General features: G+C 54.0%; 19 protein-coding genes. 9 read left to right on the forward strand and 10 right to left on the reverse strand.

Annotated elements, in window-relative coordinates; all coding sequences use genetic code 11:
* The first annotated feature begins 225 nt into the window (after positions 1-225).
* The 4 genes from yqaB to luxS all read left to right on the forward strand — a co-directional run bounded on the left by yqaB (position 226) and on the right by luxS (position 3544).
* The gene (gene yqaB / locus SERAS12_RS03935; RefSeq protein WP_004950329.1) at positions 226-792 is read left to right on the forward strand and encodes a fructose-1-phosphate/6-phosphogluconate phosphatase; all 567 of its coding nucleotides are present in this window, start codon (positions 226-228) and stop codon (positions 790-792) included.
* Positions 789-1217 (forward strand): YqaA family protein, encoded by a 429-nt coding sequence (locus SERAS12_RS03940; RefSeq protein ID WP_041415893.1) that lies wholly within the window; start codon positions 789-791, stop codon positions 1215-1217. The genes yqaB and SERAS12_RS03940 overlap by 4 nt, the downstream gene beginning before the upstream one ends.
* 82 nt (positions 1218-1299) lie before the next feature.
* Entirely contained in the window at positions 1300-2862 is a 1563-nt protein-coding gene (gshA, locus tag SERAS12_RS03945) for a glutamate--cysteine ligase (RefSeq protein ID WP_013811549.1), read from the forward strand.
* A gap of 166 nt (positions 2863-3028) precedes the next feature.
* Positions 3029-3544, forward strand: a complete 516-nt coding sequence (gene luxS, locus SERAS12_RS03950; RefSeq protein WP_013811550.1) for an S-ribosylhomocysteine lyase — start codon at positions 3029-3031, stop codon at positions 3542-3544.
* A 69-nt stretch (positions 3545-3613) separates the two neighbouring features.
* Here luxS and SERAS12_RS03955 read toward each other — a convergent pair whose 3' ends face one another.
* Together SERAS12_RS03955 and SERAS12_RS03960 are read right to left on the reverse strand one after the other, a co-directional pair.
* Positions 3614-4903: an HlyC/CorC family transporter gene (locus SERAS12_RS03955; RefSeq protein WP_013811551.1), complete on the reverse strand. Its 1290-nt coding sequence runs from the start codon at positions 4901-4903 to the stop codon at positions 3614-3616.
* Between the two features lie 42 nt (positions 4904-4945).
* A complete protein-coding gene (locus tag SERAS12_RS03960; protein ID WP_006323686.1) occupies positions 4946-5737 on the reverse strand; it encodes an inner membrane protein YpjD in 792 nt (263 codons plus the stop codon).
* A gap of 169 nt (positions 5738-5906) precedes the next feature.
* Between SERAS12_RS03960 and ffh the strand changes: the two genes are divergently transcribed.
* From ffh to rplS, 5 genes are all read left to right on the forward strand, one after another.
* The gene (gene ffh / locus SERAS12_RS03965; protein WP_006323687.1) at positions 5907-7268 is read left to right on the forward strand and encodes a signal recognition particle protein; all 1362 of its coding nucleotides are present in this window, start codon (positions 5907-5909) and stop codon (positions 7266-7268) included.
* 216 nt (positions 7269-7484) lie between these two features.
* Positions 7485-7733 carry a 30S ribosomal protein S16 gene (gene rpsP / locus SERAS12_RS03970; RefSeq protein ID WP_004932501.1) on the forward strand — a complete coding sequence of 83 codons (249 nt, stop codon included), beginning with the start codon at positions 7485-7487 and terminating at the stop codon, positions 7731-7733.
* An 18-nt stretch (positions 7734-7751) separates the two neighbouring features.
* Positions 7752-8300 (forward strand): ribosome maturation factor RimM, encoded by a 549-nt coding sequence (gene rimM, locus SERAS12_RS03975; protein WP_004950368.1) that lies wholly within the window; start codon positions 7752-7754, stop codon positions 8298-8300.
* 52 nt (positions 8301-8352) lie between these two features.
* Positions 8353-9120, forward strand: a complete 768-nt coding sequence (gene trmD / locus SERAS12_RS03980) for a tRNA (guanosine(37)-N1)-methyltransferase TrmD (RefSeq protein ID WP_006323688.1) — start codon at positions 8353-8355, stop codon at positions 9118-9120.
* A 54-nt stretch (positions 9121-9174) separates the two neighbouring features.
* Complete coding sequence (gene rplS, locus SERAS12_RS03985) at positions 9175-9531, forward strand: 50S ribosomal protein L19 (protein WP_004950372.1); 357 nt, start codon at positions 9175-9177, stop codon at positions 9529-9531.
* Positions 9532-9694: 163 nt separating this feature from the next.
* Here rplS and SERAS12_RS03990 read toward each other — a convergent pair whose 3' ends face one another.
* The 8 genes from SERAS12_RS03990 to SERAS12_RS04020 all read right to left on the reverse strand — a co-directional run bounded on the left by SERAS12_RS03990 (position 9695) and on the right by SERAS12_RS04020 (position 15876).
* Positions 9695-9913 carry an ogr/Delta-like zinc finger family protein gene (locus SERAS12_RS03990; protein ID WP_013811552.1) on the reverse strand — a complete coding sequence of 73 codons (219 nt, stop codon included), beginning with the start codon at positions 9911-9913 and terminating at the stop codon, positions 9695-9697.
* Positions 9914-10002: 89 nt separating this feature from the next.
* Entirely contained in the window at positions 10003-11157 is a 1155-nt protein-coding gene (locus tag SERAS12_RS03995; RefSeq protein ID WP_013811553.1) for a contractile injection system protein, VgrG/Pvc8 family, read from the reverse strand.
* Positions 11154-11615, reverse strand: coding sequence for a phage tail protein (locus SERAS12_RS04000; RefSeq protein WP_013811554.1), 462 nt, complete (start codon positions 11613-11615; stop codon positions 11154-11156). The genes SERAS12_RS03995 and SERAS12_RS04000 overlap by 4 nt, the downstream gene beginning before the upstream one ends.
* 12 nt (positions 11616-11627) lie before the next feature.
* Positions 11628-13685 (reverse strand): phage tail tape measure protein, encoded by a 2058-nt coding sequence (locus SERAS12_RS04005; RefSeq protein ID WP_013811555.1) that lies wholly within the window; start codon positions 13683-13685, stop codon positions 11628-11630.
* Positions 13678-13812, reverse strand: coding sequence for a GpE family phage tail protein (locus tag SERAS12_RS25300; RefSeq protein WP_013811556.1), 135 nt, complete (start codon positions 13810-13812; stop codon positions 13678-13680). The genes SERAS12_RS04005 and SERAS12_RS25300 overlap by 8 nt, the downstream gene beginning before the upstream one ends.
* 20 nt (positions 13813-13832) lie before the next feature.
* Positions 13833-14120, reverse strand: a complete 288-nt coding sequence (locus SERAS12_RS04010; RefSeq protein ID WP_012005306.1) for a phage tail assembly protein — start codon at positions 14118-14120, stop codon at positions 13833-13835.
* 63 nt (positions 14121-14183) lie between these two features.
* A complete protein-coding gene (locus SERAS12_RS04015; RefSeq protein WP_006323695.1) occupies positions 14184-14693 on the reverse strand; it encodes a phage major tail tube protein in 510 nt (169 codons plus the stop codon).
* 13 nt (positions 14694-14706) lie between these two features.
* A complete protein-coding gene (locus tag SERAS12_RS04020; RefSeq protein WP_013811557.1) occupies positions 14707-15876 on the reverse strand; it encodes a phage tail sheath protein in 1170 nt (389 codons plus the stop codon).
* Positions 15877-15933 lie beyond the last annotated feature (57 nt).

Consider the following 15933-nt stretch of genomic DNA (forward strand, 5'->3'; position numbering starts at 1 on the left):
CGGCCCACAGGGCGAAGCGTTTACGCTGAGTAATCCTCTTGGATGCACCATCTAAGAAAAACCCGCTTCGGCGGGTTTTTCGCTTTCCGGTCTTGGCAAAATACTTTCCGCACTTCTCTTCTCTCCGAACTTTTCCCAGAGCACATTCCGCCATTACGCGATCAGCGACAACCTTCCGGCTTTACGCTAAAGTAGTTTTCTTTCCTCAACGATCATGGAGTAACGATGTACGACCGCTATCAGGGTCTGATCTTCGACATGGACGGCACTATCCTTGATACCGAGCCGACGCACCGTAAAGCGTGGCACGAGGTGCTGGCCCGTTACGGTATGACGTTTGATGAAGCGGCCATGGTGGCGCTGAACGGTTCTCCGAGCTGGCGCATTGCCCAGTCGATTATTACCCGCCATCAGGCCGATCTCGATCCCCATCAACTGGCTGCGGAGAAAACCCGTGCGGTGGAAACGATGCTGCTGGATACCGTGCGCCCTCTGCCGCTGATTGAGGTAGTCAAAGCCTATCACGGCCGTCGTCCAATGGCGGTTGGCACCGGCAGCGAACATCGTATGGCGGAGTCTTTGCTACGCCATTTGGGCCTGTTCCACTGTTTTGATGCGATCGTGGGTGCCGATGACGTACTGCGGCACAAGCCCGAACCCGATACTTTCCTGCGTTGCGCCGAGCTGATGGGCGTACCGCCGGAAAAATGCGTGGTGTTTGAAGACGCAGATTTCGGTATCCAGGCGGCGAAAAGCGCCAATATGGCTGTCGTAGACGTCCGCACGCTTTGAGTAGTACGCTGGCGGTTATGTCGTTATTCGGCAGCAGCTTCCTCAGTGCGACGTTGTTGCCGGGAAATTCAGAGATTGTTTTGGTCGCCTTGCTGACCAACAGCAGCGCCTCACCGGAATTACTGGTGTTGGCCGCGACGTTGGGGAATACGCTCGGTGGGTTGACCAATGTCATTATCGGACGCTTGTTACCGGCGTTGAAACCGCAGCGGGGGCTGGAGACAGCGCTCGGGTGGATGAAACGCTTTGGCCCGGCTGCGCTGTTGCTCAGTTGGGTGCCGGTAGTGGGCGATTTGTTGTGCGTGTTGGCAGGTTGGCTGCGCATGCCCTGGGGCCCTGTAGCGCTGTTTCTGTGTATCGGAAAGGCGCTGCGTTACATCATTTTGACTATGATAACGTTACAGGGAATAGCCTGGTGGCATTAACGAAGTGAATATAACTCAATATTCACTCGGGTGCAGATTCAGTATGCTTACGAGTTATTGTTTTTAGAAGCGGGAGGTCAATTTGATCCCGGACGTATCACAGGCGCTTTCTTGGTTGGAAGCCCATCCCCATGCATTAAAAGGTATTCGTCGCGGCATTGAGCGTGAAACGCTGCGTGTCACTGCGGACGGAAAACTGGCGACAACCGGACATCCGGAAAAGTTGGGGGCGGCATTAACGCACCACTGGATTACCACAGACTTTGCCGAGGCGCTGTTAGAGTTTATTACGCCGGTTGATGATAACCTCGACCACCTGTTGACGTTCCTGCGTGATATCCATCGCCACGTGGCGCGTAATCTGGGTGATGAACGCATGTGGCCGCTCAGCATGCCGTGCTTTATTGAAGCCGAGCAAGACATTGAGCTGGCGCAGTTCGGTTCGTCGAATATTGGCCGCATGAAAACGCTGTACCGTGAAGGATTGAAAAATCGCTACGGTGCGCTGATGCAGACCATTTCCGGCGTGCATTACAATTTCTCGCTGCCGCTGGAGTTCTGGCAGGCATGGGCCGGCGTTAAAGACGCAGAAAGCGGTAAAGAGCAGATTTCTGCGGGCTACTTCCGCTTGATCCGCAATTACTACCGTTTTGGCTGGGTGATCCCGTATTTGTTCGGCGCGTCACCGGCGATCTGTTCCTCGTTCCTGAAAGGACGTGAAACCGCATTGCCGTTCGAGCGTACTGAACAAGGGATGTGCTATCTGCCGTATGCCACTTCGCTGCGATTGAGCGATCTGGGCTACACCAATAAATCTCAGAGCAATCTGGGCATTACCTTCAACGATCTGCAAAGTTATGTCGCCGGTCTGAAGCGGGCGATTGTCACGCCTTCTGAAGAGTTTGCCGAATTGGGTGTAAAGGACGGCGATCGTTACCTGCAATTGAACAGTAACGTGCTGCAGATTGAAAATGAACTGTATGCGCCGATCCGGCCGAAGCGTGTGACTAAAAGCGGTGAGACGCCGTCAGATGCGCTGCTGCGCGGCGGTATCGAATATATCGAAGTGCGTTCGCTGGACATCAATCCATTCTCGCCAATCGGCGTGGATGCGGTGCAGGCGCGCTTCCTGGACCTGTTCCTGGTGTGGTGTGTGCTGGCCGATGCGCCAGAGATGAACAGTGATGAACTGCTGTGCACGCGCAAAAACTGGAATCGGGTGATCCTCGAAGGACGCAAGCCTGGCCAAACCATCGGTATGGGCTGTGATGACAGCCGTGAGCCGCTGGAGAAAGTCGGTAAGGCGTTGTTTGACGATCTGCGACGCGTAGCTGAGGTACTGGATAGCGAAGCCGGCGATCGTCAGTACCAGCAAGTTTGCGATGAGCTGGTTGCGGCGTTTGACGATCCGGAGCTGACGTTCTCTGCTCGCATCCTGAAAGCGATGAAGGAAGAGGGAACCGGCCGCGTGGGCCTGCAATTGGCCGAGCAGTACCGTCAGATGCTGATGGAAGAGCCGTTGGAAATTCTGACCGAAGCCGATCTGGCGAAGGAACAGGAAGCCTCATGGCAGCGTCAACGCAACATAGAAGCCAGCGATACGCTAAGCTTTGAAGAGTTCCTGAAGCAACACGGCGGGGGCTGAAAAAGAAAAAGGCCACATCAATGTGGCCAAATATGCATCTCTGATGACAGGGATGATGATAACAAATGCGCGTCTTTCACATACTCAGACTCGCTGGGTTGGAAAAGGTTTCCTGGTTAGTTAAAAAAGTTTCGAAATAAATACTCTTTCACGAGGAGGTAACGAAATGCCACTGCTGGATAGCTTCACCGTAGACCATACCCGCATGGCAGCCCCGGCTGTCCGCGTCGCGAAAACCATGAAAACTCCTCATGGCGATACCATCACCGTGTTCGATCTGCGCTTCTGTCGGCCGAACCTGGAAGTGATGCCAGAACGCGGCATTCATACGCTGGAACACCTGTTTGCCGGCTTTATGCGCAATCATCTGAACGGCCAGGGCGTTGAGATTATCGATATCTCCCCGATGGGATGCCGCACCGGTTTCTACATGAGCCTGATTGGCGTGCCGGAAGAGCAGCGCGTTGCCGATGCGTGGAAAGCGGCGATGTCCGACGTGCTGAAAGTGACTGACCAGCGCAAAATTCCTGAGCTGAATGAGTTCCAGTGCGGAACTTATCATATGCACTCTTTGGAAGAAGCGCAGGAAATCGCCAAGCACATTCTTGATCACGACGTGGTAGTGAACCACAACGAAGAGCTGGCGCTGCCGAAAGAAAAGCTGCAGGAACTGCACATCTAGTTCACAGCCACAGGCTACAGCGATAAAAAAAGACGCGAGGTTCGCGTCTTTTCTCTTTCTGGCGGGCAATCAGCGCTGTTGAACGCTGGATTGCAGCGACTTTATCGGTGTGACCCGCACCTGTTTTATCATATTGTCTTGCACGTCGAGGATATCGACGTCGTAGTGACTTATGCGCACACGGGTCCCGATCTCGGGGATCTCTTCCAGCTCTTCCAGCAGCATGCCGTTAATGGTACGAGCCTCGGTGGCCGGCAGCGTCCAGTTGAACGCCTTGTTTAACTCGCGCACGTTGGCAGTACCGTCTATCAGTACGGAGCCGTCGCTCTGCGGATTAACTTCCTCCGCCAACGTGGGTGACATGGAGGTCGTGAAATCGCCTACGATCTCCTCCAGAATATCTTCCACCGTTACCAGCCCCTGAATATCACCGTACTCGTCAACCACGATGCCGACTTTCTCTTTATTCCGCTGGAATTTTACCAGTTGGACATTGAGCGGCGTACCTTCAGGCACGTAGTAAATTTCGTCAGCGGCGCGCAACAAGTTCTCTTTGTTAAACTCTTTCTTCTCGGTCATCAGCCGGTAAGCTTCACGCACCCTCAGCATGCCGATAGCGTCATCCAGCGAGCTGCGATACAGCACGATGCGGCCGTGCGGCGAGTGGGTGAGCTGGCGCATGATCGACTTCCAGTCGTCATTGACGTCGATACCGACGATTTCGTTGCGCGGTACCATGATGTCGTCGACCGTCACCTTTTCCAGGTCCAGTACCGAGATCAGCATGTCTTGATGGCGACGGGAAATCTGCGAGTGGGATTCATTGACGATGGTGCGCAGCTCGTCCTTGCTCACCGCATCGCTGACGCGCACGTTGGTACGGATACCGAACACGCGCAATATCAGCGTGGTGATGCCATTGAGCAGCCACACTAGCGGGAACATCACCTTCTGCAGAGGCGCCAGTAAAAAGCTGCTGGGGAAGGCGATGCGTTCCGGATACAGCGCGGCGAAGGTTTTTGGCAGCACTTCGGCGAACAACAGCACGGCGAACGTCAATACGCCGGTGGCGATGGCCACACCGAGGTCGCCATACAGGCGCATACCGACGATGGTCCCCAGGGCCGATGCGAGAATGTTCACCAGGTTATTGCCGATCAGCACCAGGCCAATCAGGCGATCCGGTTTTTGCAGCAGTTTCTCGACCCGGCGGGCAGAGCGGTTACCCTGCTTGGCGAGATGACGGAGACGATAGCGGTTGAGCGTCATCATGCCGGTTTCGGATGCTGAGAAGTAAGCGGAGACCACAATCATGATCACCAGAATAATGATCAGGGTCCCTGTCGAAACGTGCTCCAACGCGGTATTCCTTATATAAGGGAAAAGAGGGCCTGAGGCGGCTTAGCGCACCATGACTTGTTGAATCAGACGGCTGCCGAAGTAGGCCAGCGTCAGCAAGAAAGCGCCGGCAAAGCTGAACCAAACGACGCGACGTCCGCGCCAACCTTCATGATAATGGCCCCACAGCAGAACGATGTACACAAACCAGGCCATGATGGACAGCACGGCTTTGTGAACGTTCTCTTTGCTGAACAGGTTATCCATATAAAGCAGACCGGTGCACAGTGTGAGCGTGAGCAGCACTACGCCGATCTGGGTGATGTGGAACATTTTGCGTTCGATACTCATCAGCGGCGGCATGTCGGCACTGAAGGACAGTTTTTTATTTTTTAGCAGGTAGTCCAACCAGGCAAGCTGCAGCGCATACAGTGCGGCAATAATCAGCGTAGCGTAAGAGAACAGCGCCAGACCGATATGCACCATCAGCTCCGGGCTGGCTTCCAGATGGGTGATGAACTCGCCCGGCATAAAGCTGGCGAAGGCCAGATTGATCATCGCGAAGCTATAAACGATGGGCAGCAAGAACCAGCCGCGATTGCGCGAAGCGACAAAGGTCATGATCGAACAAATGATCAGGCTGACGATGGAACCGATGTTCAGCAAGCTGAGATTTTGCCCGGCGCTGACGTCAAAGATGCGTTGCTGCAGTGCGATGGCATGGCAAATTAGCGCCACCACCGCCGAGACGATAGCAAGCCGACGGTATGCGCTATTCTTCCGCAACAAGCTGGGAATAATCAGTCCAAGGCTGAGCAGGTAGGCCATCAAAGCCACAATGGAGAAAACTGGCATAGCGTTTAATTTTGCTTCGGCATGGTTAATTGGATTGCCAGTATAGCGTTGAGCGCGTTCTACTCCAACCGATCTCCAACGCTGGGGCAGAGATCCTGTACGCTTCGTGTTATCATCGCCGCAATTGTGTCGCCAAAGCGGCCTGTCATTACACGTTGAGCATGAGACGATGTTTGAAAATTTAACCGATCGATTGTCGCGCACCCTGCGCAATATCAGCGGCCGTGGGCGGCTGACCGAAGAGAATATCAAGGAAACCCTGCGTGAAGTGCGCATGGCGTTGCTGGAAGCGGACGTTGCGCTGCCGGTGGTGCGCGACTTTATCAACCGCGTCAAAGAGAGTGCGGTGGGGCATGAAGTCAACAAGAGCCTGACGCCAGGGCAAGAGTTCGTCAAGATCGTCAAGAGCGAGCTGATTGCCGCGATGGGCGAGGTGAATACCGAGCTGAACCTGGCTGCGCAACCGCCGGCCGTGGTGCTGATGGCGGGCCTGCAAGGCGCCGGTAAAACCACCAGCGTAGCCAAGCTCGGCAAATTCCTGAAAGAAAAACAGAAGAAAAAAGTGTTGGTGGTTTCCGCGGACGTTTATCGTCCGGCGGCGATCAGGCAGTTGGAAACGTTGGCGGAAGGCGTCGGCATCGATTTCTTCCCGTCGGATGTCAAAGAAAAGCCGATCGACATCGTTAACCGTGCATTGCAGCAGGCCAAGCTGAAATTCTACGACGTGCTGATCGTCGATACCGCCGGCCGCTTGCACGTAGACGAAGCGATGATGGACGAGATCAAACAGGTGCACGCGGCGATCAAGCCGGTGGAAACCCTGTTTGTGGTCGATGCCATGACCGGTCAGGATGCCGCCAATACGGCCAAGGCCTTTAACGAGGCGCTGCCGCTGACCGGCGTGGTGCTGACCAAGGTCGACGGCGATGCGCGTGGCGGTGCCGCGCTGTCTATCCGCCACATTACCGGCAAACCCATCAAGTTCCTCGGTGTGGGCGAGAAGACCGATGCGCTGGAGCCATTCCATCCAGATCGCGTGGCATCACGTATTCTCGGCATGGGCGATGTGCTGTCGCTGATCGAAGATATCGAAAGCAAAGTTGACCGCGAGCAAGCGGAAAAACTGGCTAACAAACTGAAGAAGGGCGACGGTTTCGATCTGACCGACTTCCTGGAACAGTTGAAGCAGATGCGTAACATGGGCGGCATGGCCAACATGCTGAGCAAATTGCCCGGTGCAGGCCAACTGCCGGACAATGTGAAATCGCAGATGGACGATAAAGTGCTGGTGCGCATGGAGGCGATCATCAACTCGATGACGCTGAAAGAGCGCGCCAAACCGGAAATCATCAAAGGTTCGCGCAAACGTCGTATCGCGATGGGATCCGGCATGCAGGTGCAAGATGTTAATCGCTTGTTAAAGCAGTTCGACGAAATGCAGCGCATGATGAAAAAGATGAAGAAAGGCGGGATGGCGAAAATGATGCGCGGCATGAAAGGTATGATGCCGCCGGGCTTCCCAGGCCGCTGACAGGCGCTTGCCCCCTGGGGTGAGCGTGTTTAAGCATTTGCCGTTCGCGGCAAAAACCGCCCGAAATAGTGCTGGCCGAAAAAAGTTGTTGACGGTGATCTACGCTTTAGATTGCTTTTTGCGCCAAAATGAGTAAAATTTTCGGGCTTTTTATATTGCAACCGGGCCCCGTTCCCTCAATGGGGCCCGGCTGTTTTATTAACTAAAGAGGATGTTATGGTAACAATTCGTTTGGCACGTGGCGGCGCTAAAAAGCGTCCGTTCTATCAAGTAGTAGTGACCGACAGCCGCAATGCTCGTGATGGTCGCTTCATCGAGCGCGTAGGCTTCTTCAACCCGATCGCATCTGGTCAGGCTGAAGCACTGCGTCTGGACCTGGACCGCATCGAACATTGGGTCGGCCTGGGTGCAACCGTTTCTGATCGCGTTCACGCGCTGATCAAAGACGCTAAGAAAGCAGCTTAATCTGTCGCGGTGGTGGCAATGAGCAAGCAACTCAAACCGGTAGCACCGATCGCGCCGATTGTACTCGGTAAAATGGGGTCTACTTACGGCATCCGTGGTTGGCTCAGAGTATTTTCATCCACCGAGAATGCCGAAAGCATTTTTGACTATCAGCCCTGGTTTATCCAGCAGGCGGGTCAATGGCAGCTTGTCGAGTTGGAAGACTGGAAGCGCCACAGTCAGGACCTGATCATCAAAGTCAAAGGCGTTGACGATCGGGATGCTGCGAATCTACTGACCAATCGTGAGATTGTCGTGGATTCGGAACAACTTCCCGAGCTGGAAGGTGATGATTACTACTGGAAAGACCTTATGGGCTGCCAGGTAGTCACTACCACCGGCTACGAACTGGGTAAAGTCGTCGATATGATGGAAACCGGTTCGAACGACGTGATGGTTGTGAAAGCTAATCTGAAGGATGCGTTCGGCATGAAGGAGCGGTTGGTCCCGTTTCTTCATGGGCAGGTTATCAAGAAAGTCGATCTCACTGCTCGCGTGATTGAGGCAGATTGGGATCCTGGTTTTTGACCTCCGAATTAAACGGTCGAAACAAGTGGAATAACGGTATGGGGATTGGCTTGTGTTCATTGGTATTGTAAGCCTGTTTCCTGAGATGTTCCGCGCGATCACCGATTACGGGGTGACTAGCCGGGCAGTAAAAAATGGCCTGCTGAGCGTGCAGTGTTGGAGTCCGCGTGACTTCACCTACGACCGGCATCGTACCGTGGACGATCGCCCTTATGGCGGCGGCCCGGGAATGCTGATGATGGTGCAACCCTTGCGGGAAGCTATTCATGCAGCAAAAGCAGCGGCAGGCGAGGGAGCAAAGGTGATTTATCTGTCACCTCAGGGGCGCAAGCTGGATCAAACCGGCGTGTGCGAACTGGCGGCCAACTCGAAGATGATTCTGGTTTGTGGCCGTTATGAAGGGATAGACGAGCGCGTAATCCAAACCGAAATTGATGAAGAATGGTCAATCGGCGATTACGTTCTCAGCGGTGGGGAACTGCCGGCAATGACCCTGATCGATTCTGTCGCCCGTTTTATACCGGGTGTACTGGGCCATCAGGCTTCAGCAGAAGAGGATTCTTTTGCCGATGGATTGCTGGACTGCCCGCACTATACCCGTCCTGAGGTGTTGGAAGGGATGGAGGTTCCGCCGGTTTTACTGTCGGGCAACCATGCCGAGATACGTCGCTGGCGCTTAAAGCAGTCGCTGGGCCGTACCTGGCTTAGAAGACCTGAACTTCTGGAAAGCCTAGCTCTGACTGACGAGCAAGCGGTGTTGCTGGCTGAGTTCCAACGGGAACATCAGGCCAAGCAGCAGGACTATGAAGGGAACGTCTGAGCATCTGGCTCGACGGGACCGATATATCAGTTTACCTAGGGTAAGAGACATATTATGAGCAACATTATTAAGCAAATTGAACAAGAGCAGATGAAGCAAGACGTACCTGCATTCCGTCCGGGTGATTCCGTGGAAGTGAAGGTATGGGTCGTTGAAGGTAGCAAAAAACGTCTGCAGGCATTCGAGGGCGTGGTTATCGCTATCCGTAACCGCGGTCTGCACTCTGCATTCACTGTTCGTAAGATTTCCAACGGCGAAGGTGTTGAGCGTGTATTCCAGACTCACTCCCCAGTAATCGACAGCATTACTGTTAAACGTCGTGGTGCCGTTCGTAAAGCCAAACTGTACTATCTGCGTGAGCGTACTGGTAAGTCTGCTCGTATCAAAGAGCGTCTGAACCGCGTCGGCTAACGCTGCATCCAAAAGTTAATAGCTATGAAGGGGTTGGCAATATGCCAACCCCTTTTTTTATGTTTATTGTTTTTAAGTTGCATATACAAGATTTTATTTCGCAAAGACGATATTCAGGTTGTATTTGGAAGGCATAAAAAAGCCTGCTGTCGCAGGCTATGCATTAGAGTGCGGCAGCGCGCTGTTTGCCTTTTTCCGTGTGCGGCTGAGCCGGGATGATATCACCGGGCTTTACGATCACCCGCGCGACGGACTCGTGCGTGGCAAAGGTGCAGCTGCAGTTAATGTTCTGGCATTGATGATAGCGCTCCTTGGTCGACTCGCTCAGGTAGCGGCTGGAGCGAGTGTGGGCCACGTTACCGCATAGTGGACAGTGCATCATAGTTGAATCCCCCTTTCGACTGCATCAAGTTATGTGACTTATAATAACTCATTAACTCGCAAAAGCAAGTTAATGTGATGAAAGAGATCTCAGGTTTCTTTAGTGGCGATATCGATCCCCTCAATGTAGACATTGAGCTCCAGGTTGCTGAAGAAGCCACCGTTGCTTAAGGTATGACTGACTTTATTTACCACCCAGAGCTGTCGATCGATAGCTTCTTTGAAGCCGAATACCTTGACGGGCGTCTCCGGGAACAAATCGGGTTGGCCGGTAGCCAGAGTGATGCTGAAGGTGGCTATTCCCCTTTGCAACTGTTCAAACAACGATTTTGCCGCCCGCATGGCAGTTTCTTTGTCACTGAAGATTTTGGCAATGTGATAGACCTGTTTTTCCTTACCGACCATATAGCTGTTGGTATGCCGCTGTTCGGTTGTGGCATGGTTACTTGGCCTGGCAGCGGGATGCTGGGTGATGCGGGCATTTTCCAAGCGATTTGTTCGCTCAATTTGTACGCTGCTGCTTGCCCGTTCAGGCTGTTCGGTATTTAGCCAGCTGGCGCTGACCCCGGTGTAACTGCCGCGATCTTTTAGTTCAAAGCGATGGCTGTCTCCGTCGTTGCGGGTCAGTGTTTTAAACGGGTTTGGTTCTCCCCGAGGGCTGCGGCCGTATCCGGGGCGGATAAACTGCAGGCGTTGGTATTTGACGGTCACCCGGGCACTGTTTGCCAGAGCCAGCCGGGAAAGGAACTGAACGTCAGTTTCATCCGTTTGGTCGACATGTGGGATTCGGGTTGCCGCCAGCTCATTGCTCAAATAGGGTTCGCGCAGCCCATTACGGGTTGAGATTTGTTGCACTATTTCGCCAAAGGTTGCATTTGAATAGGACTGGGTGCGGGATTCGTTCAGTGAGCCGCGAAAATCGATGCTGCGCGCCGTGATCATGATCATGTCAGGGGCACCTGAATGGACGACGGTATCGACGATGAATTTTCCTTGGCCAACCAGCGCCGAATTCTCCCACCCCAGGAACAGTTCTAGAATGGCTCCTCTTCTGGGCAGGGCCATCAGGCCATCGCTGTCGTCCAGGGAAATACTCAATTGGTCCGCGCTCAGGCCACCGTTATCCACCATATTCAGTGAAATAAGCCTGTTACGGATATCGCTGGTAATGTCTTTGTCAGCCAGAGTCAGGATAAAATCGGGAGCCGGCTTGGCCCCCATTGGTTGAAATACATCGGCGATCATAATGAAATCCCCGTCGCTTTTTGCGCTTTATTCAACAGATCGCTGGCTTGCTGACGTAAATCGCCGAACATGGCATACAGCGACTCATCCACACGCTTCAAAGTAATGCTGAAGTTGATTTCGCGAGGCTGACCGTTGGCAAAAAACTGTTTGTTGTCCTCTGTGATTTTTTCGATCACAAACATGCCGTAAATAGTGCCGGTACCTTCGATAAGTGGCCAGGCCCGCCCTTGTTCTGCCATGGTTTGCAGGGCGAGTAACGAAAGTCGACCACCGGTCAGTTCAGGCAGCAACTGTCCGCTTAGGGTGATTGTTTCTGCGTCCATCCCCAGAAACTGAGCACTGGGCCGTTGGCCTACGCGGCTCCCTGTCGGCCAACGATAGCTCAACTGGCGATTCATGCTTTGGTAGGGTAGGGTACGTAACATAAATACGAACAACCCCAATGTTAGCATCATGAGTCTGGCTCCTTATGTAAGCGCATAAGCGCTGAGGTTTTGATTACGGCGGGTATTCTCGACGTCCATCATGGCGGTACGGACGATGTGCTCCATTTCCTCACGCGTACTCCCCGCAGGTACACTGATGGCGACGTTATTGGTCAGCACGCTGTGATCGGTAACGACAGGGCCACTCGTTGGGCGAACGGCACGATAGTTTTCGTTCCCCAGACTCAACACACCGCCGCTGGGAGAAAGGCTGCTGTCGTATTCTGGTGAAGTAGGATCCGCTTTTTCATTGCCAAACCACCCGATGGCTTTATCGATAAACCCCCTTGCCTTACCTATTAAGCCGATGAGTTGGTTAAGCGCATCGCCGGGCAACCTAAAGGCCCAGACCAGCCATTCACCCAGCTTCTTTCCGTAAGCTGCAGCGGTGTCCAGTTCTTCTTGCGTGCTTTTGATTGGTGTCAACAAGGCCTTGAACCAGTCGTATACTGGCCTTAACGTATCCATCACGCTGTTGAAAGCGGCAATAACTGGAGAAAATGCATCGCTGAGCGGCCCCATAGCCGCGCTGAAACTTTCTGCTACTCCCCCTATAAAGGCACTTATAGGCTCCCAATATTTATAAATTAAAGCGGCACCGCCGATAATGGCCGCCACTACGGCGACGATCGGCAGGCTGAGAGCGGCAAAGGCACCGGCAATAACCGCACCAACGGAGGTAAATACGCTGCCCAGCAGGCCAGCACCGGCCATCAACATGTTGATGGCACTCAATGCCGGGACGATAAAGGTGCCAATAGTCGACAGGCCGCCAAGCAGTGCGGTAATGGCAATACCTACTGTCATTAAGCTGTTGGCCAATGCGGGGTTTTCTGTCGACCATTGAGCGAGGGTGTTTAACCAGCCGGTCGCGGTCTGCGTCAGCTGACGCAGGGACGAGTCTTGGCCGGTAAACAGATCGATGCGGATACTGTCCCATGAGGCGAACAGCTTCTTGATATCGCCATCCAGATTGTCGCCCCTGACGGTGACGATAGCCTGAGCGGCGCCGTCTACTTTCCCCAGGCTACGCCCCTGAGGCGCCAATTGCGCGGCGGTTTGCTCCAGCCCCATGCCGTTCTTTAGGGCTGCCGGAGCGGCGGCCTGCATTTTTTTATCGAGATCGGAAAGGCTCAACTGATAACTGCTGCTGGCCTTGGCCATCACATCGGCGATGTTTTCCGCCTGATCGGCAGGCAGTTGAAAAGCCTGCTGGATGCCCGACAGCGCTTTTACTGCCTCATCAATGCTGCTACCACTAGCCTTGGCCAGGTTCAGCGCGGCGGGAACGGCAGCCAGAACGTCTTGTGGGTTATAGCCGGCGCTCGCCAGAGCGGATTGAGCCTGAGTGACATCCTGTGCGGATTGCCCCTTGGCTGCTCTGCTGGTCGCCTGCTGACGCAGGGCGATCAGCCGTTGATCGCCGCTATCTAATCCCAGCTGCGCTTGTACTCCGGACATTTGTTGTTCAAACTTTATCCCCGGTAGCAGTAATTTTTTACCGGTGTCGAAGGCTTTGTTGGCCAGGCCAAAGCCTTGCGAACTGACGTCGCGAATTTTTCCAATTCCATTCTGACGGGTTTGAAAATCATCAAGTACCTCAGTGCGTCTTTGTTGACGCAGTTTTTGGCCGGTACCGCGATGATGGTTAATATAACTTTGAGTCACGTCCGATTTTTTTTGGGCTTGTTGTTGGGCTCCGACTAAATCCGCAGTATCTATTCCTTTTTCCTGTAGTTGTCGTTCAAGCCGGTTTTGTTGGAATGACGCGATGGCGCCACGGGCCTTTTGCACAACGTAATTCAGATTAACTTGTTGTGTTGTTTCGATATCCTCGGGCGAAGATAGAAATTTGGGCAAGGTGTTACGGGTATTTTTAATCTCCTCGAATTTCTGGAATATATCTGACTGTGCTTCTTTTATTTTCAGTAACTGGGTTAACTGAGAATAATTCTTCTGCTCTAACCTCAGCTGTTTGCTGAGGTTTCGGACTGCGGCGTCCTCTTTCGCTAACGCCTCTTTGCTGTCGGTATTACTCATCTGTATTTACTCCGCTGCGTTGCAGCGCCCTGTGGCGCCAGCCTATTAGCTCTGTCAGCGTCATGCCGCTCATCTCCGATGGCGGCCAATGAAAAATCACTGCGATGTCCGCCATCAGATCGTCCACGGTCAGAACGGGGTCGATGTTTATTCGGCCGATTTCGGCGACAAAAAACCGATCACCTGGCCGGCCAGTGCAATCAGGTCCGGCAGTTCCAGGCGCGCACACTCTTCCTTGGTCAGATTCGGATAGGTGACGCGCGGCAGGATGGTGATCAGGGCGTCAACGTCGGCGTTGGCCAGGGCCGCCAAACCGATGCCACGCAGGCTGCCGGCATTGGGTTTGGTGACTTGTACTTCGCGGATTTCGCTATCGCCACGCTTGATCGGGGTTTCCAGCACAACGGTATTTTCTGGGGATGCGTTCAGTTCCATAGGATTTCCAATGATCAGTCAGGTAAAGAAGGCCAGCGCACGGCTGGCCGTTAATGTTATGAATTACAAGCCAATGGCGCGGCGGTGAGCCGCCAGCAGATCCACGCCGTCGACTTTCTCGATCATGTTGACGGTATCGATCTCGATCAGCTCTTTGCCGTCGATGCTCAGCTTGAAGTAGGTACAGTCTGTAGAGACCTTGGTTTCGGTGTCTTCGCCTTGCTTGAAGTCGCCGCTGTCGATTTCCTTGTGACGGCCGCGCATCACCACTTCGAGTGCCGAAACTTCGCCGGTGTCATCACGCTGGAAAGATCCGGTAAAGCGCAGCGGCACTGCATCTACGCGGCCCCACTGTTTCAGCACCAGCTCATCGATGCCACCCATGGTCCACTCAACAACCAGCGCATCGTCGTCCAGACCGAAGTCCACGGATGCCGCACCGCTCATACCGCCGCCGCGGAATTTTTCCAGCTTGCGGGTCAGTTTCGGCAGGGTCATGGCGGAGACCACACCCATGTAGTTGAAGCCGTCGTTAAACAGGTTCAGGTATTTCAATTTTTTTGGCAGTGCCATGATTCAGGTCTCCTTAGCTGTTCACGGACGCGGCGAAGTTCGCCAGGTAACGGTCGGTAATGCGCTGGCGCAGGGTCAAATCTTCCAGCGGTGGAACCGGGGTATAGTCGTAATCGATAAACAGTTTGCCTGCCTTCAGGGTGTCCTTATCGTTGGCGTTTTCGTCATACCAGCAGTCGCCGTCGATGATTAATCCTGCAGATTTCAGCTCGCGGAACTTGGCTTTGATGCCGTCGATCATGTCGCGGATCAGCGTAGGCGTAACCGGGCGGTCAATCGCCCACAGGTGCGCTTCAGCCAGGGTGTCAGCCAATACCTGCGCGGTGCGGGTGTAGTTTTCGAACTGGAATAACGGATCGTCGGAGCAGGTGCGTGAGCCCCAGAACTTGAAACCCTCTTTGCGGATCAAGGTGGTGACGCAGCCCTGGTTCAGCAAATCGGCGTCGGTACCCACGGTTTGCAGATCCCAGAACACGCTGGACGAAATGCCGCTCACGCCGTTCACACCGACGTTGGACAGGGTTTTGTGCCAGCCGGTTTCCTGGTCGATTTTGGCGCGCAGACCCAGCGCACGTGCAGTGGCGAAGGCAATGTCGCTACTGCTGGTGGTGGTGTTCCAATTGACAAAATCCGGCCAGATCAACATCAATTCACGCTGGCTGAAGCCTGCGCGGTACTTGATGGCGTCGGAAACGGTTTTGCAGCCGTAGGCGCTGATATAACCGAAAGCACGGAGTTGTTGGCAGATGCCGGCCAATGCAGTAGCCACTTCCAGGTTGTCGTGGCCTGGTACACCCAGGATACGCGGCTTCACGCCCAGTTCGGCCTGTGCAGCCAGCAAGGCTTTCATGCCGGTATACTTACCGTTCTCATCGGCACCGCCAATGATATTGGAGGTGGTTTCGGCTTCGTCTTTGCCTTCCGCCACGCGTACGATGACGGTAACCGGTTTGGCCTGCTCGGCAATCGCCAGCAGCGAGCGTGACAGAGTGCCTTTCTTCCCGGCTTTGCCGCTGGCGGCCAGAACGTCAGTGATCAGCACCGGGGTGTTGAGGGGAAACAAGGTTGCATCGGCATCTTCTGCGGTACAAACCATGCCGACAATTGCCGTCGAGACGGTGGAAATTACGCGGGTGCCTTCGTTGATTTCGAGGACACGCACGCCGTGGTGATAATCACCCATAGTATTACTCCGTTTGTGGTTGGTAGTAACAGGATGCCCGTCACGATGCGGCGGCGC

The organism is Serratia sp. AS12, assembly GCF_000214195.1.
Classification (GTDB): domain Bacteria; phylum Pseudomonadota; class Gammaproteobacteria; order Enterobacterales; family Enterobacteriaceae; genus Serratia; species Serratia plymuthica.